The 24,600-nt window shown below is 36.7% G+C and carries 22 protein-coding genes; 10 read left to right on the top strand and 12 right to left on the bottom strand.

Annotated elements, in window-relative coordinates; all coding sequences use genetic code 11:
* Window positions 1-42 precede the first annotated feature (42 nt).
* Both BLR11_RS09355 and BLR11_RS09350 read left to right on the top strand, forming a co-directional pair.
* Window positions 43-285: a hypothetical protein gene (locus tag BLR11_RS09355; protein ID WP_091651122.1), complete on the top strand. Its 243-nt coding sequence runs from the start codon at window positions 43-45 to the stop codon at window positions 283-285.
* A 127-nt stretch (window positions 286-412) separates the two neighbouring features.
* Window positions 413-1,342: an NTP transferase domain-containing protein gene (locus BLR11_RS09350; protein ID WP_091651120.1), complete on the top strand. Its 930-nt coding sequence runs from the start codon at window positions 413-415 to the stop codon at window positions 1,340-1,342.
* Between the two features lie 44 nt (window positions 1,343-1,386).
* Here the strand turns inward: BLR11_RS09350 and BLR11_RS09345 are convergent, their stop codons facing one another.
* The 7 genes from BLR11_RS09345 to BLR11_RS09315 all read right to left on the bottom strand — a co-directional run bounded on the left by BLR11_RS09345 (window position 1,387) and on the right by BLR11_RS09315 (window position 5,808).
* Complete coding sequence (locus BLR11_RS09345; protein WP_091651118.1) at window positions 1,387-2,331, bottom strand: alpha/beta hydrolase; 945 nt, start codon at window positions 2,329-2,331, stop codon at window positions 1,387-1,389.
* A gap of 86 nt (window positions 2,332-2,417) precedes the next feature.
* Entirely contained in the window at window positions 2,418-2,963 is a 546-nt protein-coding gene (pyrR, locus tag BLR11_RS09340) for a bifunctional pyr operon transcriptional regulator/uracil phosphoribosyltransferase PyrR (protein ID WP_091651117.1), read from the bottom strand.
* Between the two features lie 10 nt (window positions 2,964-2,973).
* Entirely contained in the window at window positions 2,974-3,900 is a 927-nt protein-coding gene (locus BLR11_RS09335) for an RluA family pseudouridine synthase (protein WP_176762941.1), read from the bottom strand.
* 13 nt (window positions 3,901-3,913) lie between these two features.
* On the bottom strand, window positions 3,914-4,348 hold the full coding sequence (gene lspA, locus BLR11_RS09330) for a signal peptidase II (RefSeq protein ID WP_091651170.1): 435 nt from the start codon (window positions 4,346-4,348) through the stop codon (window positions 3,914-3,916).
* A 174-nt stretch (window positions 4,349-4,522) separates the two neighbouring features.
* Window positions 4,523-4,687, bottom strand: a complete 165-nt coding sequence (locus tag BLR11_RS09325) for a DUF362 domain-containing protein (protein ID WP_091651112.1) — start codon at window positions 4,685-4,687, stop codon at window positions 4,523-4,525.
* Between the two features lie 131 nt (window positions 4,688-4,818).
* Window positions 4,819-5,334: a GNAT family N-acetyltransferase gene (locus BLR11_RS09320; RefSeq protein WP_091651110.1), complete on the bottom strand. Its 516-nt coding sequence runs from the start codon at window positions 5,332-5,334 to the stop codon at window positions 4,819-4,821.
* A gap of 18 nt (window positions 5,335-5,352) precedes the next feature.
* On the bottom strand, window positions 5,353-5,808 hold the full coding sequence (locus tag BLR11_RS09315) for a MarR family winged helix-turn-helix transcriptional regulator (RefSeq protein WP_091651108.1): 456 nt from the start codon (window positions 5,806-5,808) through the stop codon (window positions 5,353-5,355).
* A 451-nt stretch (window positions 5,809-6,259) separates the two neighbouring features.
* Between BLR11_RS09315 and BLR11_RS09310 the strand changes: the two genes are divergently transcribed.
* The 3 genes from BLR11_RS09310 to BLR11_RS09300 are packed head-to-tail and all read left to right on the top strand — an operon-like array spanning window position 6,260 to window position 9,763.
* Window positions 6,260-6,943 carry a response regulator transcription factor gene (locus BLR11_RS09310; protein ID WP_091651106.1) on the top strand — a complete coding sequence of 228 codons (684 nt, stop codon included), beginning with the start codon at window positions 6,260-6,262 and terminating at the stop codon, window positions 6,941-6,943.
* Entirely contained in the window at window positions 6,927-8,372 is a 1,446-nt protein-coding gene (locus BLR11_RS09305) for a HAMP domain-containing sensor histidine kinase (RefSeq protein WP_091651103.1), read from the top strand. The genes BLR11_RS09310 and BLR11_RS09305 overlap by 17 nt, the downstream gene beginning before the upstream one ends.
* On the top strand, window positions 8,369-9,763 hold the full coding sequence (locus BLR11_RS09300; protein ID WP_091651100.1) for an MFS transporter: 1,395 nt from the start codon (window positions 8,369-8,371) through the stop codon (window positions 9,761-9,763). Before BLR11_RS09305 ends, BLR11_RS09300 begins: the two co-directional genes overlap by 4 nt.
* Before the next feature lie 19 nt (window positions 9,764-9,782).
* Here the strand turns inward: BLR11_RS09300 and BLR11_RS09295 are convergent, their stop codons facing one another.
* Window positions 9,783-10,826, bottom strand: coding sequence for a mechanosensitive ion channel family protein (locus BLR11_RS09295; RefSeq protein WP_218118764.1), 1,044 nt, complete (start codon window positions 10,824-10,826; stop codon window positions 9,783-9,785).
* Between the two features lie 185 nt (window positions 10,827-11,011).
* Here BLR11_RS09295 and BLR11_RS09290 point away from each other — a divergent pair, with 185 nt between their 5' ends.
* The 4 genes from BLR11_RS09290 to BLR11_RS09275 all read left to right on the top strand — a co-directional run bounded on the left by BLR11_RS09290 (window position 11,012) and on the right by BLR11_RS09275 (window position 15,687).
* Window positions 11,012-11,821, top strand: a complete 810-nt coding sequence (locus BLR11_RS09290) for a hypothetical protein (protein WP_091651097.1) — start codon at window positions 11,012-11,014, stop codon at window positions 11,819-11,821.
* A gap of 12 nt (window positions 11,822-11,833) precedes the next feature.
* Entirely contained in the window at window positions 11,834-12,949 is a 1,116-nt protein-coding gene (locus BLR11_RS09285) for an ATP-binding protein (protein WP_091651095.1), read from the top strand.
* Window positions 12,950-12,954: 5 nt separating this feature from the next.
* A complete protein-coding gene (locus BLR11_RS09280; RefSeq protein WP_091651092.1) occupies window positions 12,955-14,370 on the top strand; it encodes a vWA domain-containing protein in 1,416 nt (471 codons plus the stop codon).
* A 147-nt stretch (window positions 14,371-14,517) separates the two neighbouring features.
* The gene (locus BLR11_RS09275; protein ID WP_091651089.1) at window positions 14,518-15,687 is read left to right on the top strand and encodes an iron-containing alcohol dehydrogenase; all 1,170 of its coding nucleotides are present in this window, start codon (window positions 14,518-14,520) and stop codon (window positions 15,685-15,687) included.
* Window positions 15,688-15,833: 146 nt separating this feature from the next.
* Here the strand turns inward: BLR11_RS09275 and BLR11_RS09270 are convergent, their stop codons facing one another.
* From BLR11_RS09270 to BLR11_RS09260, 3 genes are all read right to left on the bottom strand, one after another.
* Entirely contained in the window at window positions 15,834-19,019 is a 3,186-nt protein-coding gene (locus BLR11_RS09270; RefSeq protein ID WP_091651087.1) for an efflux RND transporter permease subunit, read from the bottom strand.
* Between the two features lie 12 nt (window positions 19,020-19,031).
* Window positions 19,032-20,255, bottom strand: a complete 1,224-nt coding sequence (locus tag BLR11_RS09265; protein ID WP_218118763.1) for an efflux RND transporter periplasmic adaptor subunit — start codon at window positions 20,253-20,255, stop codon at window positions 19,032-19,034.
* Between the two features lie 449 nt (window positions 20,256-20,704).
* Entirely contained in the window at window positions 20,705-21,265 is a 561-nt protein-coding gene (locus BLR11_RS09260; RefSeq protein WP_091651085.1) for a MarR family winged helix-turn-helix transcriptional regulator, read from the bottom strand.
* A 661-nt stretch (window positions 21,266-21,926) separates the two neighbouring features.
* Here BLR11_RS09260 and BLR11_RS09255 point away from each other — a divergent pair.
* Window positions 21,927-23,141 (top strand): MalY/PatB family protein, encoded by a 1,215-nt coding sequence (locus BLR11_RS09255; RefSeq protein WP_091651082.1) that lies wholly within the window; start codon window positions 21,927-21,929, stop codon window positions 23,139-23,141.
* 94 nt (window positions 23,142-23,235) lie between these two features.
* On the opposite strand, the gene BLR11_RS09250 is transcribed toward BLR11_RS09255, so the two are convergent.
* The gene (locus BLR11_RS09250; RefSeq protein ID WP_091651081.1) at window positions 23,236-24,072 is read right to left on the bottom strand and encodes an MBL fold metallo-hydrolase; all 837 of its coding nucleotides are present in this window, start codon (window positions 24,070-24,072) and stop codon (window positions 23,236-23,238) included.
* Window positions 24,073-24,600: the final 528 nt, after the last annotated feature.

Genomic DNA, 24,600 nt, shown 5'->3' with positions numbered 1-24,600 from the left:
TAATCTTCTTAACTTCATAAAATATAGAGGGAGTGTTTATTATTGGATACTATATATAAGGAAATATCATCTTCTTCCGTTAAATTAGAAATAAAAGATACCAAAACAGGTAAAATTTTTATCAGAGAACTTCCCATCGACTATTATGAAAATTCCTATTGTCTGCGTTTAAAAGGGGAAGGGTTAGATGGAAAACCTGTCGAAATGATTTTCTACAGCAAGGAAGGTGTGGACAAGCTAAAAGACTTGACCGGCAGTGGTCCCGATAAAGATAATTGCAAATAACGCATATTTATGTTTCATTTTTGTAATTAGATTTTACCAACAGCTTTACATAGCGTCAACATGTATCTAAATATTACTTGCTTCGTTCAAAAAAGCACATGTTAAAGAGAAAGAAGGGAATGAATAAATGGTACTGGGTGCAGTTATTACAGCTGCCGGCATGTCCTCCAGAATGGGGGATTTTAAACCATTGCTGAACATAGGCGCGATTTCGGTTTCCCAAAGAATTATTACTACGCTGAAACAAGCGGGCACAGAAATAATTGTAGTGGTGACGGGTTTTCACGCTGACGAATTGGAACACCATCTCGCACAAAATCAAGTCATGTTTTTAAGAAACAATCATCCCGAATCAACAGAAATGTTTGACTCCGCAGTTATAGGTCTCAAATATTTATATCCGCAATGCAGCCGCATTCTGTTTAGTCCTGTTGATGTACCTTTATTTACAGCTGATACAATAAAAGAATTACTTATCACCCCTGGAGATATAATTGTTCCAACATATGAAGGCCTGCCAGGACACCCTATTTTGATTTCCAGCACAGTGGCACAAAAGGTATGCCATACGAACGCCCCCGGCGGTCTTCGTAAAACTTTGCAGCAATGCGGCCATATATCGTATGTCGAAGTCCCCGATAAAGGGATTCTCTATGATATGGATACACCCGAGGATTTCGAGGCGCTGCTGGCATATCATAACCATCAAATTGTACGCCCGGTTGTCGACATTAAATTAGCTGGTGAAAATTATTTTTTTGATTCCCGGATTGCAATGTTGTTATTTCTCATCAATTATACCCATTCCATGCTGTCGGCCTGCAAACAAATGCAAATCTCTTATAGTTCTGGCTGGAATCTTATTAATAATTCAGAAAAAGAATTAGGTTTTCCTTTGGTAAAACGCTGGCAGGGAGGCACCAAAGGGGGACGAACAACACTTACAGTGGAAGGGGTAGATTTATTAACACGATATAGAAACTTTTCTATAGAACTGCAAAAAAAAGCCGCCGAATTATTTATACCGTATTTTGATTCTATATTTAAAAAAAAATAAACACTGCAGAAAAGTTAAACTAATCGTAATCCTTTTCACAGTGTTTATTTTTGTTCTAAAAAATCAGTTAAAACCCGGCGATACTCATTATAATTTTTTTCAATGGCGACAGCATGAGGTGCCTTTTTAAAAATATATATATATTTACTATTGCTTCCACACATTTGATATAAATCTTCTGCCGTAGCAGCGGGAATCAATTCGTCCGCACTGCCATGAAGAATAAGAACTGGCACAGTGATATGCGTAACTGCCCGCAGCGGTTCTATATCGGAAAGAAATTGATGCGTATGGTAAAACATAGCCGCTTGAAAAAAAGGTGCTACTATATTTACCCCCCAAATAGCTTTAGGATCCTGAAGCCAATCAAACGCTTTATCTTTTCCTAATTGAAGTATATTGCCATAAGAGCTGTCCGACACACAAAAAGCCAATTGTGAACCTTGTTCGCTGCCAGCGTATAGCAATGCCATCGCACCTCCAAGAGAAATTCCATGGAGTCCTATTATTGATAACTGATCTTCTTTTCTAAGCCATTGTACCCATGCCTCTATATCTCCGACTTCACGAATTCCCCACTCTGTATGCATCCCTCCACTCTCGCCATGCCCTCGCAGGTCAACCAGAAGAACATTATATCCTAAATTATGATATATTTCAGCATATGGCAAACACATAGATCGGTTCTGGTATAATCCATGCAGTAAAATAACGGTACGATGTGAATTTCTTTCAGCTTCAATATACGTGCCCCGCAAAAGAGTTCCGTCAGAAGCTGCAACATAGGTTTTTCTCCAGCCAAATCGCCGCTCTGCCCGTTGTATAGGACGGATATCCTGTGTATGATTCTCCACTCCCAATATCTGATCCCAGTGTGCACTAAGAAAATGTTCATATGCTATATTTCCTATATACAGTCCGCTTCCCATAAATAGTATGGTTATAACGAAAAAAAAAGCGCAAACCCTTTTACCAAACCGCCGCAGCATGCCGCTCCTCCTTAGTAGCTTCATAATAAATATTACTGTTTTCCTCACAATATTATAAAAAAAACGACAAAAAAGCACGCGGCGAATTATCCGCGTACTTCTTCCCGCAAAACAACTTGGTTTTGCCCATCTATTTCACCTAATTGCACCGATATATCTTCCCTCCGCGAGGTAGGAACATTTTTTCCTACATAATCTGCACGAATTGGCAGTTCACGATGTCCTCTATCAACCAAAACAGCTAATTCAATATACTGCGGGCGGCCTAATTCCATAATTGCATTCAAAGCAGACCGAACTGTACGGCCCGTAAACAGGACATCATCTACAAGCACAACTGTTTTCCCATCTGCATCGAACCGATTGGGACTGCTGCCGACTGTATTAATACTGCTTTTTTTATGATCGTCCCGATATGCCGAAATATCCAACTCATAAACAGGAACCGGACTTCCTTCAATCGCTGCTAGTTCTGCTGCTAATCTTTTAGCCAATGGAATCCCTCTTGTATGAATCCCTACAAGAACAGTATTATCCAACCCTTTATTATGTTCGATAATCTCATGGGCAATTCTCCTAATAGCTCGTCCTATAGCTTTTTCGTCCATTAGCAGTGTCTTATTGTTCCACATCATAAATACCTCATTCATTATTTGATTGTGCTGCTGCTTGCTGCAGACACGCCTTAAAATCTGTCGGTGCAGGTGCTTCAAAATGCATGACAGTCCCCGTCACAGGATGGACTAAATCTAAACAATGAGAGTGGAGTGCCTGTCCAGAAATAGGAAATCTATCCTTTTTATATCCATATAAAGGGTCATTCACCACCGGATGTCCAATATATGCCATATGCACACGAATTTGATGGGTTCTTCCTGTTTCCAATTTACATTCAATCCACGTATATTCTCCATACCGCTTTAGAACAGAAAAATGTGTTACGGCTTCCCTGCCATGCTTAAAAGTAACCGCCATTTTAATCCGATCCTTAGGATGCCTTCCAATAGGGGCTTCCACTGTTCCTCGCTCTTCGGAAATATTACCGTGAACTAAAGCCCAATACGTCCGACATGCCGTATGCGACTTAATCTGCGCAGCTAACCCTCGATGAGCTTCATCCGTTTTAGCGGCCACCATAACACCCGATGTATCTTTATCTAAACGGTGAACAATACCTGGGCGGATAATACCATTAATCCCTGACAACTCTCCTCGGCAATGATATAACAGCGCATTAACCAAAGTGCCGTTTGGATTCCCTGCCGCCGGATGGACGACCATGCCGCGAGCCTTGTTTACAACAATGATATCCTTATCTTCATATACAACATCTAATGGAAGTGCCTCTGCTTCCACAGTTAGCACATCTTGGACTTCCAATTGCACTGCAATAATATCCTGACTCCCAATTTTATGATTAGGTTTGACAGATTTATCATTTATCACAACCTCGCCCGTTTTTACAAGTTGCTGTGCAAAACTGCGGGATATTCCCATTTTAGCCGCTAAATATATATCAATTCGAATTCCCGCTTCTTCCGGTTCCGATTTAAAAACATGCTTATCCATCATTCATACACTCCTAATCCTTGCCATGATTCCAACTATACCATAGCAACAAACACACTCCAATGACAATCCCCACATCAGCAACATTAAATACAGGCCAGATTCGAAAATCAAAAAAGTCGGTAACCGCGCCTTGAAAAAATCTATCTAAAGCATTTCCCAATGCCCCACCCAGCAATAATCCAACACCCCAGTGAACAAGCAGATCCTGCGGCATCTTTTTTCTAAACAAAAAATATATAAAAAACAATGCCACGGCTATGGCTAAGAAAAACCAGCGTTGATTTTCCAGAATACCAAAAGCGGCTCCTTTATTTAATATATACGTAATATGAAAAAATCCCGGTATGACCGGAATCGACTCATACATAGCCATAAACTGACGAATTACAAACTTGCTCATTTGGTCTAAGGCTACAATAAATAAAGCTATTAAAAAAACAGGCACAGAATATCCTCCTAAAAAATCTTTAGTATCTACATGTTTACATATTAATCTATATAACGCATATATCCTACCACAGTTATCCTTAAAATTCAATACAGCCAAATCAACATTCTCTGCAAAGAAAAAGAGAGACATAAACATGTCTCTCTTTGGCACAGTTGCTTATTTATGCTATTATTCTGCAGAAATAGCACCGGTAGGACATACTGATTCACAAGCACCACAATCGATGCAAGCATCGGTTACTTCGTATTTTGCTTCGCCTTCAACGATAGCACCTGCTGGGCAAGTGGATTCGCAAGAGCCGCATTTTACGCATTCATCACTAATTACATGCATTTCATTTCACCTCCAAAAAATATTTCGTAGGAAAAGTTACCCTTCCCTTGATCATTCTCATTATGGCACGAAATAATAAAAAAGTCAATGAACTCTGATACATACTGTTGTTACCTCAATGGTACCTATTATCATGGTCTTTTGTCCAATCCCAGTTGCTTTTGATATGCAATTTTTATACTATTATCGAACCAAATAGTACCACAATATACATATCCTGATTTTTCTATTAAATGTTTCATAATACTATTATCATTATCTGTATCTACCCGAATAGATAAAATACCTCTGGCACATACAAACGTCTCAATTTTTTCAAAAAACTGTTTGGCCAGCCCTTGTCCCTTATAACTATCATCCACTGCCATGCGATGAATAACAGCATAGTCATTTTGATCTAGCCAGGTACCCCTCAAATGATCATATGCCGGCTCTCCGTCAAAATCAATACAAGCATAGGCTGCACTTTTTTCAGCATCACATAGCATATACCCTGTCTGTCTTTCAATATCCTCCATAATATTTTCTTTATTAGGATATCCATTCTGCCATTGATTTACACCACATCTTTTGAGAAAATTACGTCCCTGCATAATAATTTCATATATCCTATTTATATCGCTTGCTTGTGCCAGCCGCAATTCCATAATACCAACCCTTTCTGATTATACCTTATAACTTTTATATTTTTTCCATTCTTGTCCTATATTGTTTGTCATTCGTTCCAATAATGTACAAACAGTTTGACGCTCAACATCATTAAATCCGGAGAAACAAATAGCAATATCCCGATTTTCTTCAGCAATAATAGGTATATATACCTGTCTTGCCTTTTCTGAAGGATATAAGTTCCATTCACGCTTATCAAAAGCATTGCGTTCTTTTGTTACATATCCTTCCGCCATCAATTTCTGTACCGCTTTGGTCGTCGTTGCCTTATCCACTTTCAGCATATTAGAAAGCGAAATCTGATTAATCCCCGGATTTTCACATATTCTTGTAAGAAAAATAAATTGACTTCGCTGTAAATGATATTTTTTAAAATAAATATCATTAATGGAGTGAATACTTCGGGACAATGCTCCAATATTACGAAGTATAGTATCATCTAATAATTTCATAGATTTCCTCCCCGCTATAAATTAGTTTATATTTCAACTAATTTATAGTATAAAGCCACAAGCATTGTACTGTCAATATTATATATAAATATACTTTATACCTTCCCATAGAAAAAAGGACCAGCGAGGGGAGCTGATCCTTTCAATGTAAGATACTATCGGGGGAAGACAGTACCTCAATGTTGCAAGATATAAGATAGGGGTGTTCGAGGGGTATTGAACAACTTATATCTTGAACGTGTCGTAGATTATTCTTTCTACGTGTCTATTGTAACAGAAATACTCAAAAAGTAAATTGTTTAAAAATTAAAATTTGATTAAAATTTGTTTTTATTTTTAACCAATCTATAATTACTAATAAGCAAATTAGAGTATCAAAAAACGCATACTTCATGTATAATGGTGTATATAATTGATTAATTCTATATCTATATCGCAGGAGGCTTTATTAATGAATATTAAGGATCGCGTATTAATTGTAGAAGACGAAAAACGGATTGGCCGCTTTCTGCAGCTTGAATTAGAGCACGAAGGCTATGACTGCATTATCGAACACAACGGAACTGGCGCTTTAGATCGCATAGGCCAAGACCATTTTGATTTAATTCTTTTAGACATCATGCTGCCCGATATAGACGGCCTCAGTATTTGTCAACGAGTTCGTGAAATGTCAGCCGTCCCTATTCTGATTCTTTCTGCAAAAGATGATATCGAAACAAAAGTAGCTGGACTGGATTTAGGCGCTAACGATTATTTGACAAAACCCTTTAATAGCAGAGAATTATTTGCCCGTATCCGGGTTTTACTGCGAAAACGCAGTTCCGAACGATTAAGTGAAAATTTTCTCCAGCTGCAAAATATGATTTTATATTTAGACCGACATGAAGTACAGATAGAAAATGATGTTTTTACACTGACTAAAAAAGAATTTGAACTGTTAGCCTATTTAGTGCGCAACAAAAATATCGTACTGACGCGTGACCGCATTTTAGAAGAAGTTTGGGGATATGACTATATCGGTGATACAAATGTTGTCGATGTCTATGTTCGATACCTTCGCAGTAAAATTGATGAAACAGTAGGACGAAAATATATATTTACGATCCGAGGCGTCGGATATGTGGCCAAAGATTAACGAAAAACTGCATCGTATATTTTCTATATCCCCATTACCTATTTTTGCCCGCATGGTGTTATTATATTCAATCATCGTTTTTTCAATTTTGCTGATTGTTTCAATTATCACAGTGACCAGCGTCCATTACATTATAACAGACTCTATTGGCAAAGATTTGTTATCGGGCTCCAAAACAACACTATCTTACTTAGATGCTCATAAAAAAATGGATACCTCTATTTTTATCTATTCCAAACTGCCGCCGTTTACTAATTTGCAAGTGTATGACGCATCAGGAAAACTGATTCTCGACAACAGTCCCACGTATGCAGTCAAACAATTAAGCGATCGCTATATTGATGAATATATTGAACATAACACGACCCAATCGCTGCCTGACACCATACAAGGAAATGAATCTACCCGATTTTCCTATTACCGCCAATGGGACGATTCCCTCGGCCAGCGATATTATCTGCGTTTTTCCCGGCGGGCCGCAAGAGAAAACGCATTTCTCACACTTTTATCAAAACAGCTGTTAGCTTCTATCCTTATCAGTTTAGTACTAACGATTCTTTCCGGCATTTATGTCATGAAAAAATCCTTAGCTCCTCTAAATACAATTCGGGATACATTAAAAAATATTGAAGTAAATAAATTAGGTAAACGTATTACATTATCCAGCGAAAAAAATGAAATTTACGATTTGGCCCTGACTATTAATAAAGCATTGGATCGCATTGAATATGGATATAAACAGCAGCAGCAATTCATCAACAATGCATCTCACGAACTGCGCACGCCTATTACAGTCATTTCTGGCTATGTAGATTTACTGGATCGCTGGGGAAAAAATGATCCTAACACACTGTCAGAAGGTATCGAAGCAATTAAATCAGAGACAAACTACATGCGACAACTCATTGAACGCTTGTTATTTTTTGCTCGCTCTAACAGCGGCACGTTATCTGAACACTTTGTAATGACTGACTCCGCCGATCTGCTGCAAGAAGTATATAACGCATCATCTCTTATATCGGAACACCCTGCAATTATTCTTGAAAAAAACGAATCCGCATTAATTTATGCCGAACCAGGCAGCGTAAAACAAATGCTGCGCATATTTATTGATAATGCTGTTAAATATACTCCTGCTGAAGGGTTCATATATTTATCCTGCGAAATCAAAGAAAACAAGGTATATTTTAAAGTGCGGGATACGGGAATTGGTATTCCGAAAAAAGATTTGCATCGTGTTTTTGAACGGTTTTATCGTGTGGATTCATCCAGAACAAAAGAAACCGGAGGCTCTGGATTGGGACTTTCCATTGCTAAATACATTGCTAAGAGCAATCGTGCAAAATTGCAATTAGAAAGTACGCTTCACAAGGGCACCACCGTGATAGCTATTTTTCCAATTTACACCGAAAATGAGGCTATAGTATGAATACTTCCCGACGCATCCTTATAGCAACCTGTACCACTTGTTTCGTCGGTCCCTTTATGGCTAGTTCTATTAACGTTGCTATTCCTACAATGGCTTCCGAATTTGCTGTACCCGCTACTCAGCTTAGCTGGATCATAACGGTATTCCTTCTCAGCACCGCCGCCACTCTTTTACCCTGTGGCAAATTATCTGACACATTAGGGCGCCGCCGCAGTTTTATGATTGGAGTGGTTGCTTTTGCCATTTTTACATTAGGTGCTGCATGTTCTCCGACAGTTTTTCTGCTAACAGGTTTTCGCGCCTTTCAAGGAATTGCATTATCTTTGGTCTTCGCTTCTTATCTGCCGCTTTTGCTGGAAAGTCATCCATCAGAACAAGGCAAGGTTATCGGAATCAGTTCTGCTTCTACCTATCTCGGCTTATCCGCTGGTCCTTTCATCGGCGGCATTTTGACACAATATGTATCATGGCGTGCTGTCTTCTTTTTCTCATTTTTCGCGTTATTTTTCGCCTATATTTGCATGGCATCCATACAGGAAGAATGGTTCGGCGAACAAGAAACAATGTTTGATTGGACGGGAAGTCTACTCAGTATGCCTGCTATTATTTGCACCATATATGGGTTATCCGCTTTTAACAGTATATTAGTAGGAAAGTATATGTTTTTTACAGGCCTTGCCTTAATTACCGTATTTCTCTGGCATGAAAAACAAATTTCCTACCCCATTGTGCCTCTATCCCTATTTCATAATCTTGCGTTTTCCATGTCTAATTTAGCTTCACTAGCACATTATAGTGCTACCTATGCAATCACATTTTTACTATCTTTTCAACTGCAGCTGGTATTACATCTCAATGCAGCCAGTACCGGTTTTATTTTACTTATTCATCCGATCACAATGTCGATCTGCTCAACAAGAGCCGGCTCTTTAGCAGATCGACATGAACCTAGATATATTGCCTCCACGGGAATGGCACTTACTGCTTCCTGCTTATTTTTATTTGCGTTTTTACCGAATATTTCAATTCCTTTGACAATATTGCTTTTAATTTTTTTAGGTATAGGTGCCGCACTTTTTGTAACTCCTAATACAAGTGCCATTCTAACTGCGGCGCCAGAAAAGCAACATAGTATTGCGTCTTCCGTCCTAGCCCTGATGCGAATATTAGGGCAAGCGATCAGTATGGCTGTAGTAAGTTTAATTTTTTCCCATACAACAATGTATTTGAGTAGTTATGAACAAGCGATTACGCAGGGTGTTCATTGGTCCTTTATTATTCTTTCTTTTACCTGTTTTATCGGAATATTTGCTTCATTAGCCCGCGGATCATCACCTAAAGGGACGGCCTGCAAATCTCCCTCTGTCCGGAATAATAAAAAAAATATATAAATTTTTATGCTGTCTATCATCAGACAGCATTTTTTACAGAAATCATAATTTTTTCTTTCCCATATCGGTCATATATAGCTTTAATAAATTGATGACGAATATAATTCTGATCCATAATTGTTTTAACCCGAAGAACTACATCAAAGTGAATACTGTAATCACCAAAATCACGATATCGGACAAGTGGTTCAAATTCTGCTGCTCCGCCTTCATTATCTAACAATACTTTTTTGGCGACCTCCAGCGTAACGGCTTCTACATGATCTAAATCGCTGCCGTATCCAACACCTATGGGTATCAAAATAGAACAAGCCGCAAAAGGCTGAGCATAATTAATAATAACAGAAGATGCTATCTTTTGATTTGGCACAACAATCATATTTTCTGTGGTAGTTTTAATTGTTGTATTGCGCCAGTTCATATCAATAATATGACCAGCCTCTCCTGATGACAGTTTAACAAAATCGCCTATTTTAACTTGTTTAGATAATAATGTATTAATACCGGAAAAAAGATTTGCCAGCGTATCCTGCAATGCAAGTGCCGTAGCTAATCCGCCAATACCTAAAGCCGTCAGCAGCGGAGAAATAGCCACTCCCAGCGATTCTAATAAAACCAGGCCGCCAATTGCATATACGGTTATGTCAATAGTGGTCACCAAAATGGACGTAGAAGCCAATTGTTCCGAGGATTTTCCCAATTTGTATTTCAAATATCCTGAAGCCATATGTGCTACAACCAAAGCAATGGTCATGATTAAAATCGCATGAAATATATGTTCCAAAAAAGCAGCCGGATGCGGTGGTATTGCTAACGATTCTTGTGCTACATAGATGCCGCCTAAAATGCCTAACAACGTGGGTGTCCCCGCACATATTTCACGAAGCAAATTGTATAATTCATCATTATTTCTTGCTATAATCCTAAAAACAACTTTTGATGCTGTCTGTAAAAGAAAAATACCAATGATAACACAAAAAATCAAAGAAGCGACATGAACATGAAATCCACCATGCACGACATGGCTAACAAAATAATCCATACTTTCTGTAAAAAATTCCATTTTGATTTTCTCCTTAGTCTTAAAATTTTTTATATCATAGCATCTATCAGAAAGAATCACAATATAAAAAAATCACTAACTGCTATACCGCATCTGCTGTTACCTATTTTATACTGCCTATTTTATTTCTATGGTATAATAAATTAAATATCTATATGTATAAAGTATGAAAGGAAATATACGATATGGACGAATCTAACTATATAAAAATGATAAAAAATAATCCCTATGTTTTAAAACACATAGAAAACCCCACAGATGAAATGAAATTATTAGCGGTTGAGCAAAATGGTCTTGTATTGCAATACATTACTGAACCCACAAAAAAAATACAGGAAACAGCTATAAACAATACCGCCCGTGCTATTCAATTTATCCAAAACCCATCAAAAGATTTATTAGTAAAAGCAATTTATAATGGCTGGAATAATTTAGAGTATATCAAGAATCCATCGGAAGAATTAATCAAACTTGCACTTTCTCAATCAGGCTGGGCTATTAAATATGTCACAAATCCCAGTGAAGAATTACAATTACTGGCAGTACAAAAAAATTACGATGCAGTTAAATACATTAAAAATCCATGTAAAAAAGCACAAGAAGCAGCTGTACGCATTGATTACGAAGCATTAAGATATATACAATCACCTTCTCATGAAGCCGAATGCATTGCAATCAAAAATAATGAACAGGCTCTCCGTTTTATACAAAACTTAGATAAAAGTAAAATATTAGAGTTCTTAAAAATAAATATTTTGGTTATTAAATATATTCCCAAAGAAATAAACTTGTCAAAGGAGGATATCGAACAAGTAGTAAAAGATACTTTGTCAAAGGAGGATGTTGAAGAAAAATATATTCGGGATTTTATAAATTGCAGTGCTATCGATAAACATAACGCGCTCATACCCATAGACAAAATAATGCTTGTATATCGGTATGGAAGCAAAAAAGCAAAAAAAATTACCGTTGATGAAAAATTAAAGTTTAGATAGGTGGACATAACAATGAATTTTACAGATACATTAAAAAGCGTAGATTTAATATTAGCTGCTGGCGAAGTTCCGTTGCTCGTCGGAGAAACAGGCATTGGAAAAACAGCGTTAGCCGCAAAAATAGCGCAAAAAAACAACTGGCATCTTATTAGTATTGATGGAAATCTCCTTAAAGAAGGAGAAATTGGCGGACTGCCAACTATCGACACATATACACAACCCAATGAAAACGGTTTAGCCGCTAAGAAAAAAACAACTGTATATGCCGTGCATCACAAACTTCTGGAAATAGATTCAGAGATAGAAAAAGGAAACACCGTCCTTTTATTTATTGATGAAATAAATCGTTGTGAACACGCTGTACAGCAAGAATTGATGAATCTTATTCTTAATAGAGAAATCAATGGATATGTATTACAAAAAGATGTGAAAATTGTTGCCGCCATGAATCCTTCCAATACATATGATTATCAGGCGGTCGACATGGATGCTGCACAAGAAAATCGCTTTGTGTGGTTGTATATGGAACCCGATTATATACAATGGTTGGATTGGGCTGAAGAAACAGGGATAGAACAAAAGGTTATGGAATTTATTTCCACATTTCCTCAATATTTATATCAAACCAATGATGATGATATTAATGCAACACCTAGAAGTTATGAGCGGATTTCAAGAGTGTATTCAATTTATAAGAAAAATAAAAATACTATCCCCAGAACTGTATTTTTTAATGTTATCCGCGGCAATGTGGGAAAAGTCATTGCCGAAGAATTTGTAAATTTTGTAGAAGCTGATTATCGTCCGCTTATTTCCTATGCAGATGTATTCTCAACAGATTCGATTTCCGATGTCCTCCCTGCTAAAATAGCAGAAGAAAGTCACACTCGATTATATTTAGCGGCAAAAAACATATTAAAGCAATTAAATACCGATATAGATAAAGAAAACGGTCACCCAGAGGAGTATATTAATCGCTTAATGAAATTTTTGAAAATGTATCCTGTAGATTTAATGATTGGCATCATGAAGGATATTCGAAACAATGCTCCCAAAGTATATAAACATGCAAAAGAAAATGAAGCCTTTATAGCTGCATATTTTGAAACCTATCATTCAATCAGGTGATTTTTATGGAAAATTATTTTATCAGTGAAGCTGCCCTGTTATACCAAAAAACATATTCATTCATTGATGATTACCAAAAAAAGCAGTCAGATCATACGTCTGCTTCCATTATAGTGCCAGTAGATTATAAAAAAGAATTTTTTAATTTTATAGATAAAGTCAACGTAAAACTTATGGAAGACAAGGATAATTTTTACGGATATTTTTTATTTCAAATGACAAGAAAAATTCGTTTTGATATCAGCAGTCCCACCGCCGTAAACTTTAAAAATGCAAAATATGTAATATACTTTAATCCATTAATTTTTTTAACCTTAACACTCGAGCAAATGGAAACTACCATTAAGCATGAAATATTGCATATTGTATCTTTACATCTTCTTCGGGCAAGAGATTTAAAAAATAATTACAGCAAATTAGCATTAAACATGTCCATGGACATTGTCGTAAACACATATTTAACACATTTACCTCCCGATGCTGTAACCTTACACTGGATAAACATGACGTATTCACTTTTTCTTTTGCCGTTTGAATCTTTTGAATATTATGCAGACAATATCCAAACCGCACTCGATTCATTAACAAAAACAAAAAACATACCCGATGCAGACAGCAAAACAAACGAAAAAATCAAAACAAAATATGATCCAAAAACAACGCATGATATTTGGAATGACTCTGATGAGTTAGATAATCAAACATTAAAAAAATTCACAGAGAAATATATTGACGCTTCGCAAAAAGGGATGATCCCAAAATATCTGGAAAGTATGATTGCGTCATTGAAAAAAAGTTTATATGAATTGCCGTGGAATTTATATTTAAAAAAAATGATGGGATCTATCACCTGTGACCGAAAAAAAACAACAACGCGAAGAAATAGGAGACAGCCCGAACGGTTAGACCTTCCTGGTCATTTGAAAAATCATAAAGCTAAAATAATAATTGCCATTGATATTAGCGGCAGTATCAGTGATGGCGAATTTAAGCAAGCCATGCAGGAAGTATTACGTATTGTACAAAATTATAATCATGAAATTACCATTGTTGAATGTGATGATGAAATTAGACGAACCTATGTTGTCAGAACAATTCAAGATCTAAAAGAGCGTATCAATGTCAGAGGCGGAACAAAATTCTCTCCGGTATTCGAATATGCGAATACAAAAAAAATTGATTTGCTCGTATATTTTACAGATGGACTAGGAGAAAACGAGCTTCTTATCTCTCCTAAAAAATACAAAACGTTATGGGTTTTATCAGGAAAAGGGGATCACCTCTCTCTAAAAAACTCGTATGGAATAATAAAAAAATTAAGTCCGCTGAAAGCAGAAGACGAGATATTAGATTTTGATGATGTTGAAAAAGGTGGTTATTCCATGAATAACCAGGAAAGTATAAGCATGCAATTTGATTAGGCTTATCATAATTTTTCATATAGTAAGTGTTTTTTTCGAAAAAATCAAAATCAGGTTAATTCATGTCTGATTTTTCCAAGATTTTTTGATAGTATTACGGTATAATAAAAAAACAACATATGCTGCAACAAAGGAGGAGTATATAATATGAATTTTAAAATGTTCGTACCAACAAAGACGTTATTTGGACCCGGACAATTAAATCATCTGCACGAGCAACAATTGCCCGGCAAAAAAGCTATGCTTATCACATCAAACGGAAAATCGGTCAAGGTCAATGGATATTTATCCAGAACAGAGGAACAGCTTCATATGTCCGGTATAGAAACAATTTTATTTGACAAAGTAGAAGCTAATCCATTGAAATCAACCGTCATGGCCGGCGGCAAAGCTGCCAGAGATGCTGACTGTGATTTTCTCGTAGCTCTTGGCGGCGGCAGCTGCATGGATGCCGCTAAAGGAATCGCTGTCGTAGCTACAAACGAGGGCGATCTTTGGGACTATATCACAAACGGTACTGGGAAAAGCAAACCTATCAACAATAAACCACTGCCCATCGTAGCTATTACCACAACTGCTGGCACTGGTTCAGAAACAGACATGGGTGGTGTTATCACGAATCCAGAAACAAAAGAAAAAACACCGATTAAGGATGAACTATTATTTCCCGTATTAGCAATTGTTGATCCTGAACTTATGGTTTCTGTCCCTCCTCATTTCACGGCCTTGCAAGGTTTTGACGCTTTATTCCATAATATTGAAGGATACATCTCTAAAAAAGCCAGCCTTATGAGCGACATGATTGCTTTAACTGCCATTGAACATATTAGTCATAATTTACCGGAGGCCATACGCAATGGTGCTAATATTGATGCGCGGGAAAAAATAGCCTTCGGCAATTATTTAGGCGGCATAGAAATGTGCGTTTGTTCTACATCAAGCCAACATTCCTTAGAACATGCTCTCAGTGCCTATCATCAAGAGCTGCCTCATGGTGCCGGATTAATTATGCTAAGTACTTCTTATTTTTCTTGGTTTATTACACACCATGCATGTGATGACCGTTTTATCCGATTAGCTCAGATTATGGGTATGCAGGAAGCATCTCACCCATCTGATTTTCTTACAGCCTTAACGAAACTGAAACAAGATTGTGGTGTTGCCAATTTAAAAATGTCCGATTATGGAATTTCTCCTGATGAGTTTCCTGCCATGGCAGAAAATGCCAAAACTTCCATGGGATTTTTATTTCAAAGTGACCGTTTGGAATTAACGATAGATGATTGCATTAAAATATATCAAAAAGCTTATATGTAATATATATTCAAAATTCTAAACGATAAAACGAGTCAGTTGATATATCACTGGCTCGTTTTTATCGTTTAGAATATATTTTCTTAATTGCTTGAATATACTATCCTATTTCGTATTCAGATAAAATATCTGCAAAATCCAAGGCCTATCTATCGCTGCTTCTTTATATTTATTTTTTCTTTTAACAAACCTGTCTTTTTCGCCATGTATTCTACAAGTACAAAAAATACAGGAATCAGAAAAATTCCCAGACTTGTAGCAAACAAAGTTCCTCCAACTACAGCCACTCCCATACCGCTGCGAGCTGCTGCTCCCGCCCCAGTCGCTGCGGCCAAAGGCAAACAACCAATAATAAAGGCCAAAGACGTCATAAGGATAGGCCGCAGTCTAAGACCTGCTGCTTCTATAGATGCCTGTACTGGATCCATTCCTTTATCAACACGCACTTTTGCAAACTCTACAATTAAGATTGCATTCTTAGCTGCAAGTCCAATAATCATGATGACACCGATCTGCATATAAACACTATCCTGTAAGCCGGCATTAACTACTCCGAATAGTTGTCCTATATTACGTAACACATATTCGGAAAACAATGCTCCAAAAATTCCTGTCGGTACCGTAAGTAAAACTGCATAGGGAACACTCCAGCTTTCATACAAAGCTGCCAAGCAAAGGAATACAAAAACAAGAGCCAATGCCAAAACTTTCATAGTAGATGAACCTGCCGATTTTTCTTCTCGACTTTGTCCTGACCATTCCACGTTAAACCCCGCAGGCGCATTTTGCTTTACAACCTCTTCCATCGCTGTCATAGCTTGTCCTGAACTGTATCCTGCACTGGCATTTCCTTGAATAGTAAGGCTTCGCACCCCATTGAACCGTGAAATAATCGAAGGAGCTGTACTAATCTTTGATTTTAATATCGTATCCAGTGGAACCATTGTACCGTAAGAACTTTTTACAAAAATAAATTTTGCCGTTTCCGCTTCGTTCCGATATCCCGTATCAGCCTGCAGCATGACCTTGTATGTACGTCCAAATTGATTAAAATCATTAACTTGGTATCCGCCATAATTTACTTGCAGTGCTGTGAATACATCTGCTAAATTAATTCCAAGATTTTTGACCTTTTCCCGATCTACTTCAAAAATATAATTTGGAGAATTAATTTTAAACGTAGAACGAACACCTTGTAACTCAGGACGTTGATTCGCTGCTGCAACTAATTTCTGTGTAATCGAATTTAATTCTTCATCCGTATGTCCGGTCATATCTTGAAGTTCCATAGTCCAGCCGCCAACAATACCCAATCCGGGAAGGGCCGGCATATTAAATGCCAAGGTAAACGCTTCTGGATAGCGCTGTACACCTATTGCATTTACTTGACCAATAATCCCATTTACTTTATCTTTTGTCTCTGTTCTGTCCGGCCATGGTTTCAAGCCGATAAACAGTGTACCGGAATTAGATTTAACTGCCGAAGAGAGAACATCATACCCCGTTACATTCAGAACATTTTCCACCCCAGTAATATGTTTGACATCTTCAGCCACTTTATCTACCGTTTCCTGTGTACGGTTTAAAGAGGTTCCTTCTGGTAAATTAACGCTGGCAATGAAATACCCTTGATCTTCTTCCGGCACAAAAGTAGTTGGCAGAATTTTGTACAAAAGTCCCATAAGTCCACAAACAATAAGCAAGAAAACGACGGCAAATTTAGCATGACCTATACACCAGCCTACTTTACCGGTATAATTATTTTTTACATTATCAAACCAATTATTAAAACCAGAAAAAAAACGCCCCATGAATCCTGTATAGGAATCTTTGTCATATGGCTTCAGCAGTAAAGAGCACAAGACAGGTGTCAAACTTAAAGCCACAAAGGCAGATATCGCCATAGCTATAGCAATAGTGAGTGCAAATTGCTTGTACAGCACTCCCATCATCCCTCCAAGAAAAGCAACCGGTACAAATACAGCTGCCAATACCGCTGCAATCGCAATAACAGGTCCTTGTACTTCATCCATAGCGACGAGCGTTGCTTCTTTAGGTGCCAGCCCCTCGGCGCGCATATGATGTTCCACATTTTCAACAACTACGATGGCATCATCAACAACAAGTCCTATGGCTAAGACCATAGCAAACAAAGTCAACGTATTAATAGAAAAATTTAAAAGAGTAAACATCGCAAACGTACCAATTAAAGATACAGGAATAGCCAGTAAAGGAATAACGGTAGCGCGAACACTCTGTAAAAATAAAATAATAATCAATACAACAAGAATCAACGCTTCAAAAAATGTCTTGATTACTTCCTTAATAGATTCATTGATGTAATCCGTGCTATCGACAATCGCTTTATACTGTAAATCAGGAGGAAACGTTGCTGATGCTTCCTTAAGTATTTTCTTAACCTGCCCGACTGTCTCTATCGCATTGGCATCGTTTGTAAGTTGTATGCCAAAACCAATACCTTCCTGCCCATTTACTTCAGACACATAATTGTTATTTTTAGCTCCCGTTTTAATGGTGGCTATATCTTTCAACCGCACAAAAAGTCCATTAGAATCAGATTTAATTATAATATTGCCAAATTCTTCAGGTTTTATAAGGCGTCCTTGTACTTTCCCCGTATATTGTTTTTCCTGAATAGCAGGAACCGGCATTTGTCCGATAGTTCCAGCCGGAGCTTGTATATTTTGTTCCTTGATTGCTGACGTAACATCCGCTACAGTAAGTCCCCGTTCCGCTAATTTATCAGGATTCAGCCATATACGCATGGAATAATCGGCCCCAAAAATATTAATACCGCCAACTCCTTTGACTCTCTTTATTTTATCAATTAAATAAATATCTGCATAATTTTTTAAAAATACTGTATCATAGGTTCCTTTCGGTGAATACAGAGACACTAAATATGCCATATCTGATGAAGCCTTACTAGTAGTTACACCCGCTTCCTGTACATCAGAAGGCAAACTAGCATTAGCAATTGCAACATTATTCTGAACTTTTACAGAGTCCATATCTCCATCGGTGTCAAGTTTAAACGTTACGTATAAACTGTACATACCGGTGTCATCAGAATTAGAACTCATATAATCCATGCCTTGTATACCATTGACCTGCTGTTCTATAATCTGAGCAACCGTTTCATTAACAACACTGGCATTAGCGCCTGTATACAAAGTACTGACATTAATCGTCGGCGGTGAAATCTGTGGATATTGGGCTATAGGCAGCTGCACAGCTGAAACAATTCCCAAAATCACAATAATAATAGCAATTACAATAGCAAATACCGGTCTATAAATAAAGAATCTGGACACAATATCCCCTCCTTACATTTTTGAAGAAGAGGAAGCAGTGGTACCCTCCATGGGTTTTACCGCATCCGATATCAGGGAAAACTTCATTTCTTCCGGTGTAACCATGGTAACATTCATCAACTGGCCCTCCTGTAAATTGGTCAGGCCTTCGACAACAACAATATCATCGGCAGATAATCCATTTTTTATCACATAATAACTGCCAATCTTGCTTCCTAGCGTAACGTTCTTAGAAATCGAAGTGTTATCCGATCCCACAACAATAACAAAAGATTTATCCAAAAGCTGCTGTACAGCACGCTGCGGCACTAAAATAGCATTAGGTATCGTAGTCCCTGTAATCCGTATACGAGCAAACATCCCCGGAATTAAATCTCCTTCGGGATTATCAAAAAGTGCTTTAATCGTAAGCGTTCCTGTATTATCAGAAAGTGCACGATCTATTTCTACTATATTGGTTTTATAAGGATATACTTTTCCATTTCCTAAGATAAGTGCTGCCTGCACATTTGTATCATCACAATCATTGGACATATCAGATTCATCCGAACGAAAGCTTAAGTACTTAAGATATTCATTTTCACTGATACTAAATTGAGCATAAATAGGATTTGTTGTGCCAAGAGTAACTAAACTTGTACTTCCCGCGGTGGCGTATCCCCCGGCAGCAACGTCATCAACAGAAAGTCTGCCGCTTACAGGTGCATAGATAACTGTGTCATCAAGATTTTCCTGTGCTTTCTTTAATAAAGCTACATTATTATTATAAGCACCTTGATAAGATTTTACGTTTGCTTCCTGCGTCGTTACCGTTTGTTCTGAAACAGCGCCTGTTTTTACAAGCTGTGTATAGCGGCTTAAATCAATGCGGGAATTATTCAGTGTAGCTTCTGATTGTTCTACTGCCGCTTCAGCGGAAAGCACGGCGGATTCATATTGCCGAGAATCAATTTTATACAAAGGCTGCCCCGCTTGTACATATTGTCCTCCTTTTATATATTTTTCAACAATAGTTCCCGTAACCTTCGGTTGAATTTTAATTTCATCTTTTCCTTTAATTTGAGACGCGTACTCAATAGATAACGGCGTATCCTGCTGCAGCACTTTCATAGCCTTTACCGACACGGCGGCATTCGTTTGCTGTTGTTCATTGCCACATCCACTCAACAATGTTCCCACTGCTATCATCAAACCCATTAAGACACAGCATATTGGTGCTTTCTTTAAAAAAGCCAAACTAATACACCTTCTTTCATATAGTTACTCTTTCACATTATTCAGAACCATCTGCCTTATTTTCATGCCTACTCTTCTCCGCTTATACTCCTCCCAACGTATTGATGCCATTTTTTTCTCTCTTATATGACACGAAATATAAAATGATATTACTTGCACTTTATACTCAACAGCCTTTTACAGCAAAATATATGTACCTTCTATATTACATAATTAATAAAGTATGTAATATTTCCGCCAGCAGGTTAATTTTTTACAACTCACACTATTTAATGTTATTATTTTGTTACCCATTTATCCGTTTAAATTATAGCTTGATTATAGCATAAAAGACACATTCCTAATAGTAGTAATGTGTCTTTTCGTCATAAACTAATGTCTTTTTATAATTTAAGTAAAAACAATTAATAAATTTACTGTTAAAAATCTTTTCTGCTTCACCCTCACCATCAATTTCCCTGATCATGGTTTTTATCAAAATCCGTCACTGCCGAATGACGGCTATGCTGCCCATGTCCCTGATGTTTTATTTGATGATGACACATCGGTAAAGCAGAAGATTTTATCTTACGATCAATATTAGTACTCACCTTTTTTATGAGTATCAAAAGGTGAGATTGTTCATCGTTCGTCAAACAATCAAAAAGATTCATCGTCAATTCAGCTGCCGCTTTTTGAAACTGTCCAACATGTTGTTGTCCTTTTTCCGTAATAAAAACCCGCATAATACGTTGGTCTTCCTCATCTTTTTTTCGTACAATATAATCTGCCTGCTCTAATTTCCCTAATAATTCGGTCATAGACGATGGGCGAATATCCATTTTTTCAGCCAGATCCTGCTGCATGGTTCCATTATAGTTAGACACAAGTTCCAGCAAATGATGCTGACTATGATGCAACGCCCTATGTTCTGTGGTGCATCTATGTCCGCTCCAATGATCCATGCGGTGCATTTTACGGCTTAAATGAAACAACGCCTGATATAGTTGAATAGCTTGTTTATCTTCCATACATATTTCTCCTTATATTTAATATAATTAGGTACCTATATATAATATAATATAATTTCTGTATTTTTGTCAATGTATTTATTAGGTGCCTAATTATATTAATTCCAATTGTATGTTGATATCATAACAATAAACATGTATCGTTATGTTCAAACATACGTCAAACACCTGTCACTACGGATTGCTTAGTTAGCAATGGATAGTAACAAGTAATATCGTAAAGTGTAACAATATCAACAACAATTTATCCATTTTCATATTTAGAACTTGTTGCTTTGCTTTTATAAATACGATTGGCTAAATCCTGTAGATTTAAGTTCTTTTTTGATAAACTTTAATTTTTTCCCAATTTCCTGTATTAATTTTTCCATATCCTACCTCAATAGTTTTTTTAATATAAATAAATCCCCCAAAAACGTCTCATTTGATAAATTAATAAAATTATAAAATAATTTTATATAAAAATCGCTTGAAACGAAATATATTTAAATAAAAGTTTCTTCAAATGAAAATATATTCTATTTGAAAATTGATAAAAATTCTGTCATACTATGATTGTAAAATCCGGAAAGTATGACGAAATTCGTATTTTAGCGCATAATCAAATGTACGAACCTTATATAGACCCAATATATTATATTCAGGAAGGATGAAGACAACAATGAAATATAATTTTGATGAAATAATCGAAAGAAGACATACGAATGCCCTGAACACCGATGGTTTTCGCGGTTATATTTTCCATGCAGGACCTGATAAAAAATTTCCGTTTAAAGATGACGAATTTATTCGCATGTGGGTTGCCGATATGGAATTTGCAACCGCTCCCCCTATTTGCCAAGCAATCAAAGATCGGGTTGATAAACGTATATTCGGTTATAGTATGGTGTTTTCCGATGACTACTATGAAGCATTTTCCCATTGGTGCAAAACACAATACGAATGGACATTTCCCAAAGAAGAATTGATGTTTTCAGCAGGTGTCATTCCTGCTCTTTACGAATTACTCGGGGACTTAGCAGAAAAAAATGAAAAAATTTTAATCACGGCACCTGCTTATGGTTATTTTAAACACGCTGCAGATTATAATGGCCGTGAACTAGTTCGTTCTTTTCTGAAACGTGATATGAAAGGACATTTTACTATTGATTTTGAAGATTTTGAAAAAAAAGCATCCGACCCCAAAATGAAGGTTATCTTATGGTGCAATCCGCATAACCCAACAGGCCGCATGTGGACTACAGAGGAATCTAAAAAAATTGCTGCTATTGCAGAAAAATATGACCTTTGGATTATATCTGATGAAATTCACTGTGATCTTATCCGCCAAGGAAAAAAACATATTCCTATGGGTAAAATCATGCCTGCTTATGCGAAACTTATTACCTGCATGTCTGCCAGTAAAACATTTAATATAGCAGGGTTAATGTTTTCTGATATTATTATTCGTGATCCTACTATACGTAAAATATTTATGTCTAATGACAAAAATGTGGGATTGGTTAATCCGCTGTCCATTGCTGCTCATAAAGCGGCATATACCGACGGTCTTGACTGGCTCGATCAATTAAAAACATATTTAGATGATAATTTTCAATATGTCAAACGTTTCCTTGAAACAAATCTTCCTCAAGCAGTTTTTGAAATCCCTGATGCGACATATCTAGCCTGGGTCGACTTTAATGCCTATCTCAACGATGAAAAAAACGTACCGTTGTTTTTTGCCAATAAAGCCGGTGTGCTTCTGGAAGGCGGTGATGCCCTGTTTGTTGGTAATGCCGCAGGATTTGTCCGCTTAAATCTCGCTATGCCGCGCTCTATTATTAAAACGGGAATGGAACGTATCCTAAAATCAATTTTAGAAAATCATAGATGATAACAGGAACAGACATACAATATAAAAACCGCCTTTATACATCTCCTATGTCGCAGATATATAAAGGCTTTTTGTTCATTAGTAAAAATATCATTTAACTATATTCAAACAAGGTACTTACTCCCACTTCATGAATAGGAATATCTCTAGATAATGCTATTTTAGAGTTTAAATCAGTACAGTGACACGGAGAGATGTTTTGTATATTATTTTGTTTCATATAGTCACACGTAGCCTCAAGAATGTATTTATCCGGATTAAGTAAATGAAATCCTCCTATGATATTGACTATTCTTGTATCCTTACAAATTATTTTGGCTTGTTCTATAATGTTGCAAATACCCGCATGTGAACATCCTGTTATAATAACTAATCCATCAGAAGATTTATATACTAATGCAGAATCATCTAACACAAAATCATCTACCCAGCCATTTTGACTCATAATGGTTCCTATAGGCCGCTTATTTTCAAAATTATTTCTTCGCTTAATCTCTCCCAAAAAAACAAGCTTATCTGTCAGCCATATTTCATCTTTACTTAATGTGACATTAAAATGTTTTTGCAGCGTATGTTCTTTAATTACCGATCCTATTTCATTTTTTCCCTCATATTTATCACAAAAGGTCAACGGATGTGCAATCAATCGCGGTTTATTATATTTTCCACGCTCTACAAAAGCCGCCGCATAATATCGAATTAAATCTGCCAACCCGCCAACATGATCATTATGCCCATGAGACACTACGAGAGTGTTTACATTATCTAAATTTATATTCATTTTTTGAGCATTTTTAATAAATATATCCGTATATCCAACATCAAACAATAATTTTATGTCCCCTTCTTCTAAATAATAGGACGAAGCTGGTTCTCCAAAAAAATAGCGATCAATTAGGGTATTATTATCAACAAGAACAGTCAGTTTCATATATTTCACCTCATATAAATATATTTAATTCTAGATTACTACATACACAAGTGTATTGCAAACACACAAGGATATAATCATCCTGCCCCCGTGTATTGTTTCACTATCCGATAAAAAATTTCAGCGTATTGTACAATACAATTTTCCAACAAATGAAGACTATACCCAATAATTAATTCTTAAGATATGCCGGAAACATAGAATATTCCTAAATCGGATAAATAAGAATATATTGCTTGTAAAAAAATCAATGCATTTTTTTGTAAATTCTATACCAAAAATTCCGCAATTAAATATAATCCTGTATTTTCTCCTATAGCAGCAACACAAGTACCGAAATATTTTTTTAATGCCTCTATACGCAAAATGCATTTTTTAAGTATATTTTTTTCATTTTAAATATATTTTTATCAATCCTGACTCCAAAAAACACGCTAGTGTAGGTTGATCGTATGCTGAATTAAAATAATCACTATACCTTTTACATAATTTTTTACATGCCATGAAGGATTCCTGCAATGCTCTCGA

The organism is Megasphaera paucivorans, from assembly GCF_900103535.1.
Lineage (GTDB): Bacteria > Bacillota > Negativicutes > Veillonellales > Megasphaeraceae > Megasphaera_A > Megasphaera_A paucivorans.
The sequence above is the reverse complement of the archived record's forward strand: the minus strand, read 5'-3'. Positions and strand labels throughout refer to the sequence as shown.

Excerpts from the sequence above, each read along its gene's own strand:
- BLR11_RS09350 (WP_091651120.1), top strand. The coding sequence starts at position 413 with ATGGTACTGGGTGCAGTTATTACAGCTGCCGGCATGTCCTCCAGAATG.
- BLR11_RS09345 (WP_091651118.1), bottom strand. The coding sequence starts at position 2,331 with ATGCTGCGGCGGTTTGGTAAAAGGGTTTGCGCTTTTTTTTTCGTTATA.
- pyrR (WP_091651117.1), bottom strand. The coding sequence starts at position 2,963 with ATGTGGAACAATAAGACACTGCTAATGGACGAAAAAGCTATAGGACGA.
- BLR11_RS09335 (WP_176762941.1), bottom strand. The coding sequence starts at position 3,900 with ATGGATAAGCATGTTTTTAAATCGGAACCGGAAGAAGCGGGAATTCGA.
- BLR11_RS09325 (WP_091651112.1), bottom strand. The coding sequence starts at position 4,687 with ATGCATGTAATTAGTGATGAATGCGTAAAATGCGGCTCTTGCGAATCC.
- BLR11_RS09320 (WP_091651110.1), bottom strand. The coding sequence starts at position 5,334 with ATGGAATTGCGGCTGGCACAAGCAAGCGATATAAATAGGATATATGAA.
- BLR11_RS09315 (WP_091651108.1), bottom strand. The coding sequence starts at position 5,808 with ATGAAATTATTAGATGATACTATACTTCGTAATATTGGAGCATTGTCC.
- BLR11_RS09310 (WP_091651106.1), top strand. The coding sequence starts at position 6,260 with ATGAATATTAAGGATCGCGTATTAATTGTAGAAGACGAAAAACGGATT.
- BLR11_RS09305 (WP_091651103.1), top strand. The coding sequence starts at position 6,927 with ATGTGGCCAAAGATTAACGAAAAACTGCATCGTATATTTTCTATATCC.
- BLR11_RS09300 (WP_091651100.1), top strand. The coding sequence starts at position 8,369 with ATGAATACTTCCCGACGCATCCTTATAGCAACCTGTACCACTTGTTTC.
- BLR11_RS09295 (WP_218118764.1), bottom strand. The coding sequence starts at position 10,826 with ATGGAATTTTTTACAGAAAGTATGGATTATTTTGTTAGCCATGTCGTG.
- BLR11_RS09290 (WP_091651097.1), top strand. The coding sequence starts at position 11,012 with ATGGACGAATCTAACTATATAAAAATGATAAAAAATAATCCCTATGTT.
- BLR11_RS09285 (WP_091651095.1), top strand. The coding sequence starts at position 11,834 with ATGAATTTTACAGATACATTAAAAAGCGTAGATTTAATATTAGCTGCT.
- BLR11_RS09280 (WP_091651092.1), top strand. The coding sequence starts at position 12,955 with ATGGAAAATTATTTTATCAGTGAAGCTGCCCTGTTATACCAAAAAACA.
- BLR11_RS09275 (WP_091651089.1), top strand. The coding sequence starts at position 14,518 with ATGAATTTTAAAATGTTCGTACCAACAAAGACGTTATTTGGACCCGGA.
- BLR11_RS09260 (WP_091651085.1), bottom strand. The coding sequence starts at position 21,265 with ATGGAAGATAAACAAGCTATTCAACTATATCAGGCGTTGTTTCATTTA.
- BLR11_RS09255 (WP_091651082.1), top strand. The coding sequence starts at position 21,927 with ATGAAATATAATTTTGATGAAATAATCGAAAGAAGACATACGAATGCC.
- BLR11_RS09250 (WP_091651081.1), bottom strand. The coding sequence starts at position 24,072 with ATGAAACTGACTGTTCTTGTTGATAATAATACCCTAATTGATCGCTAT.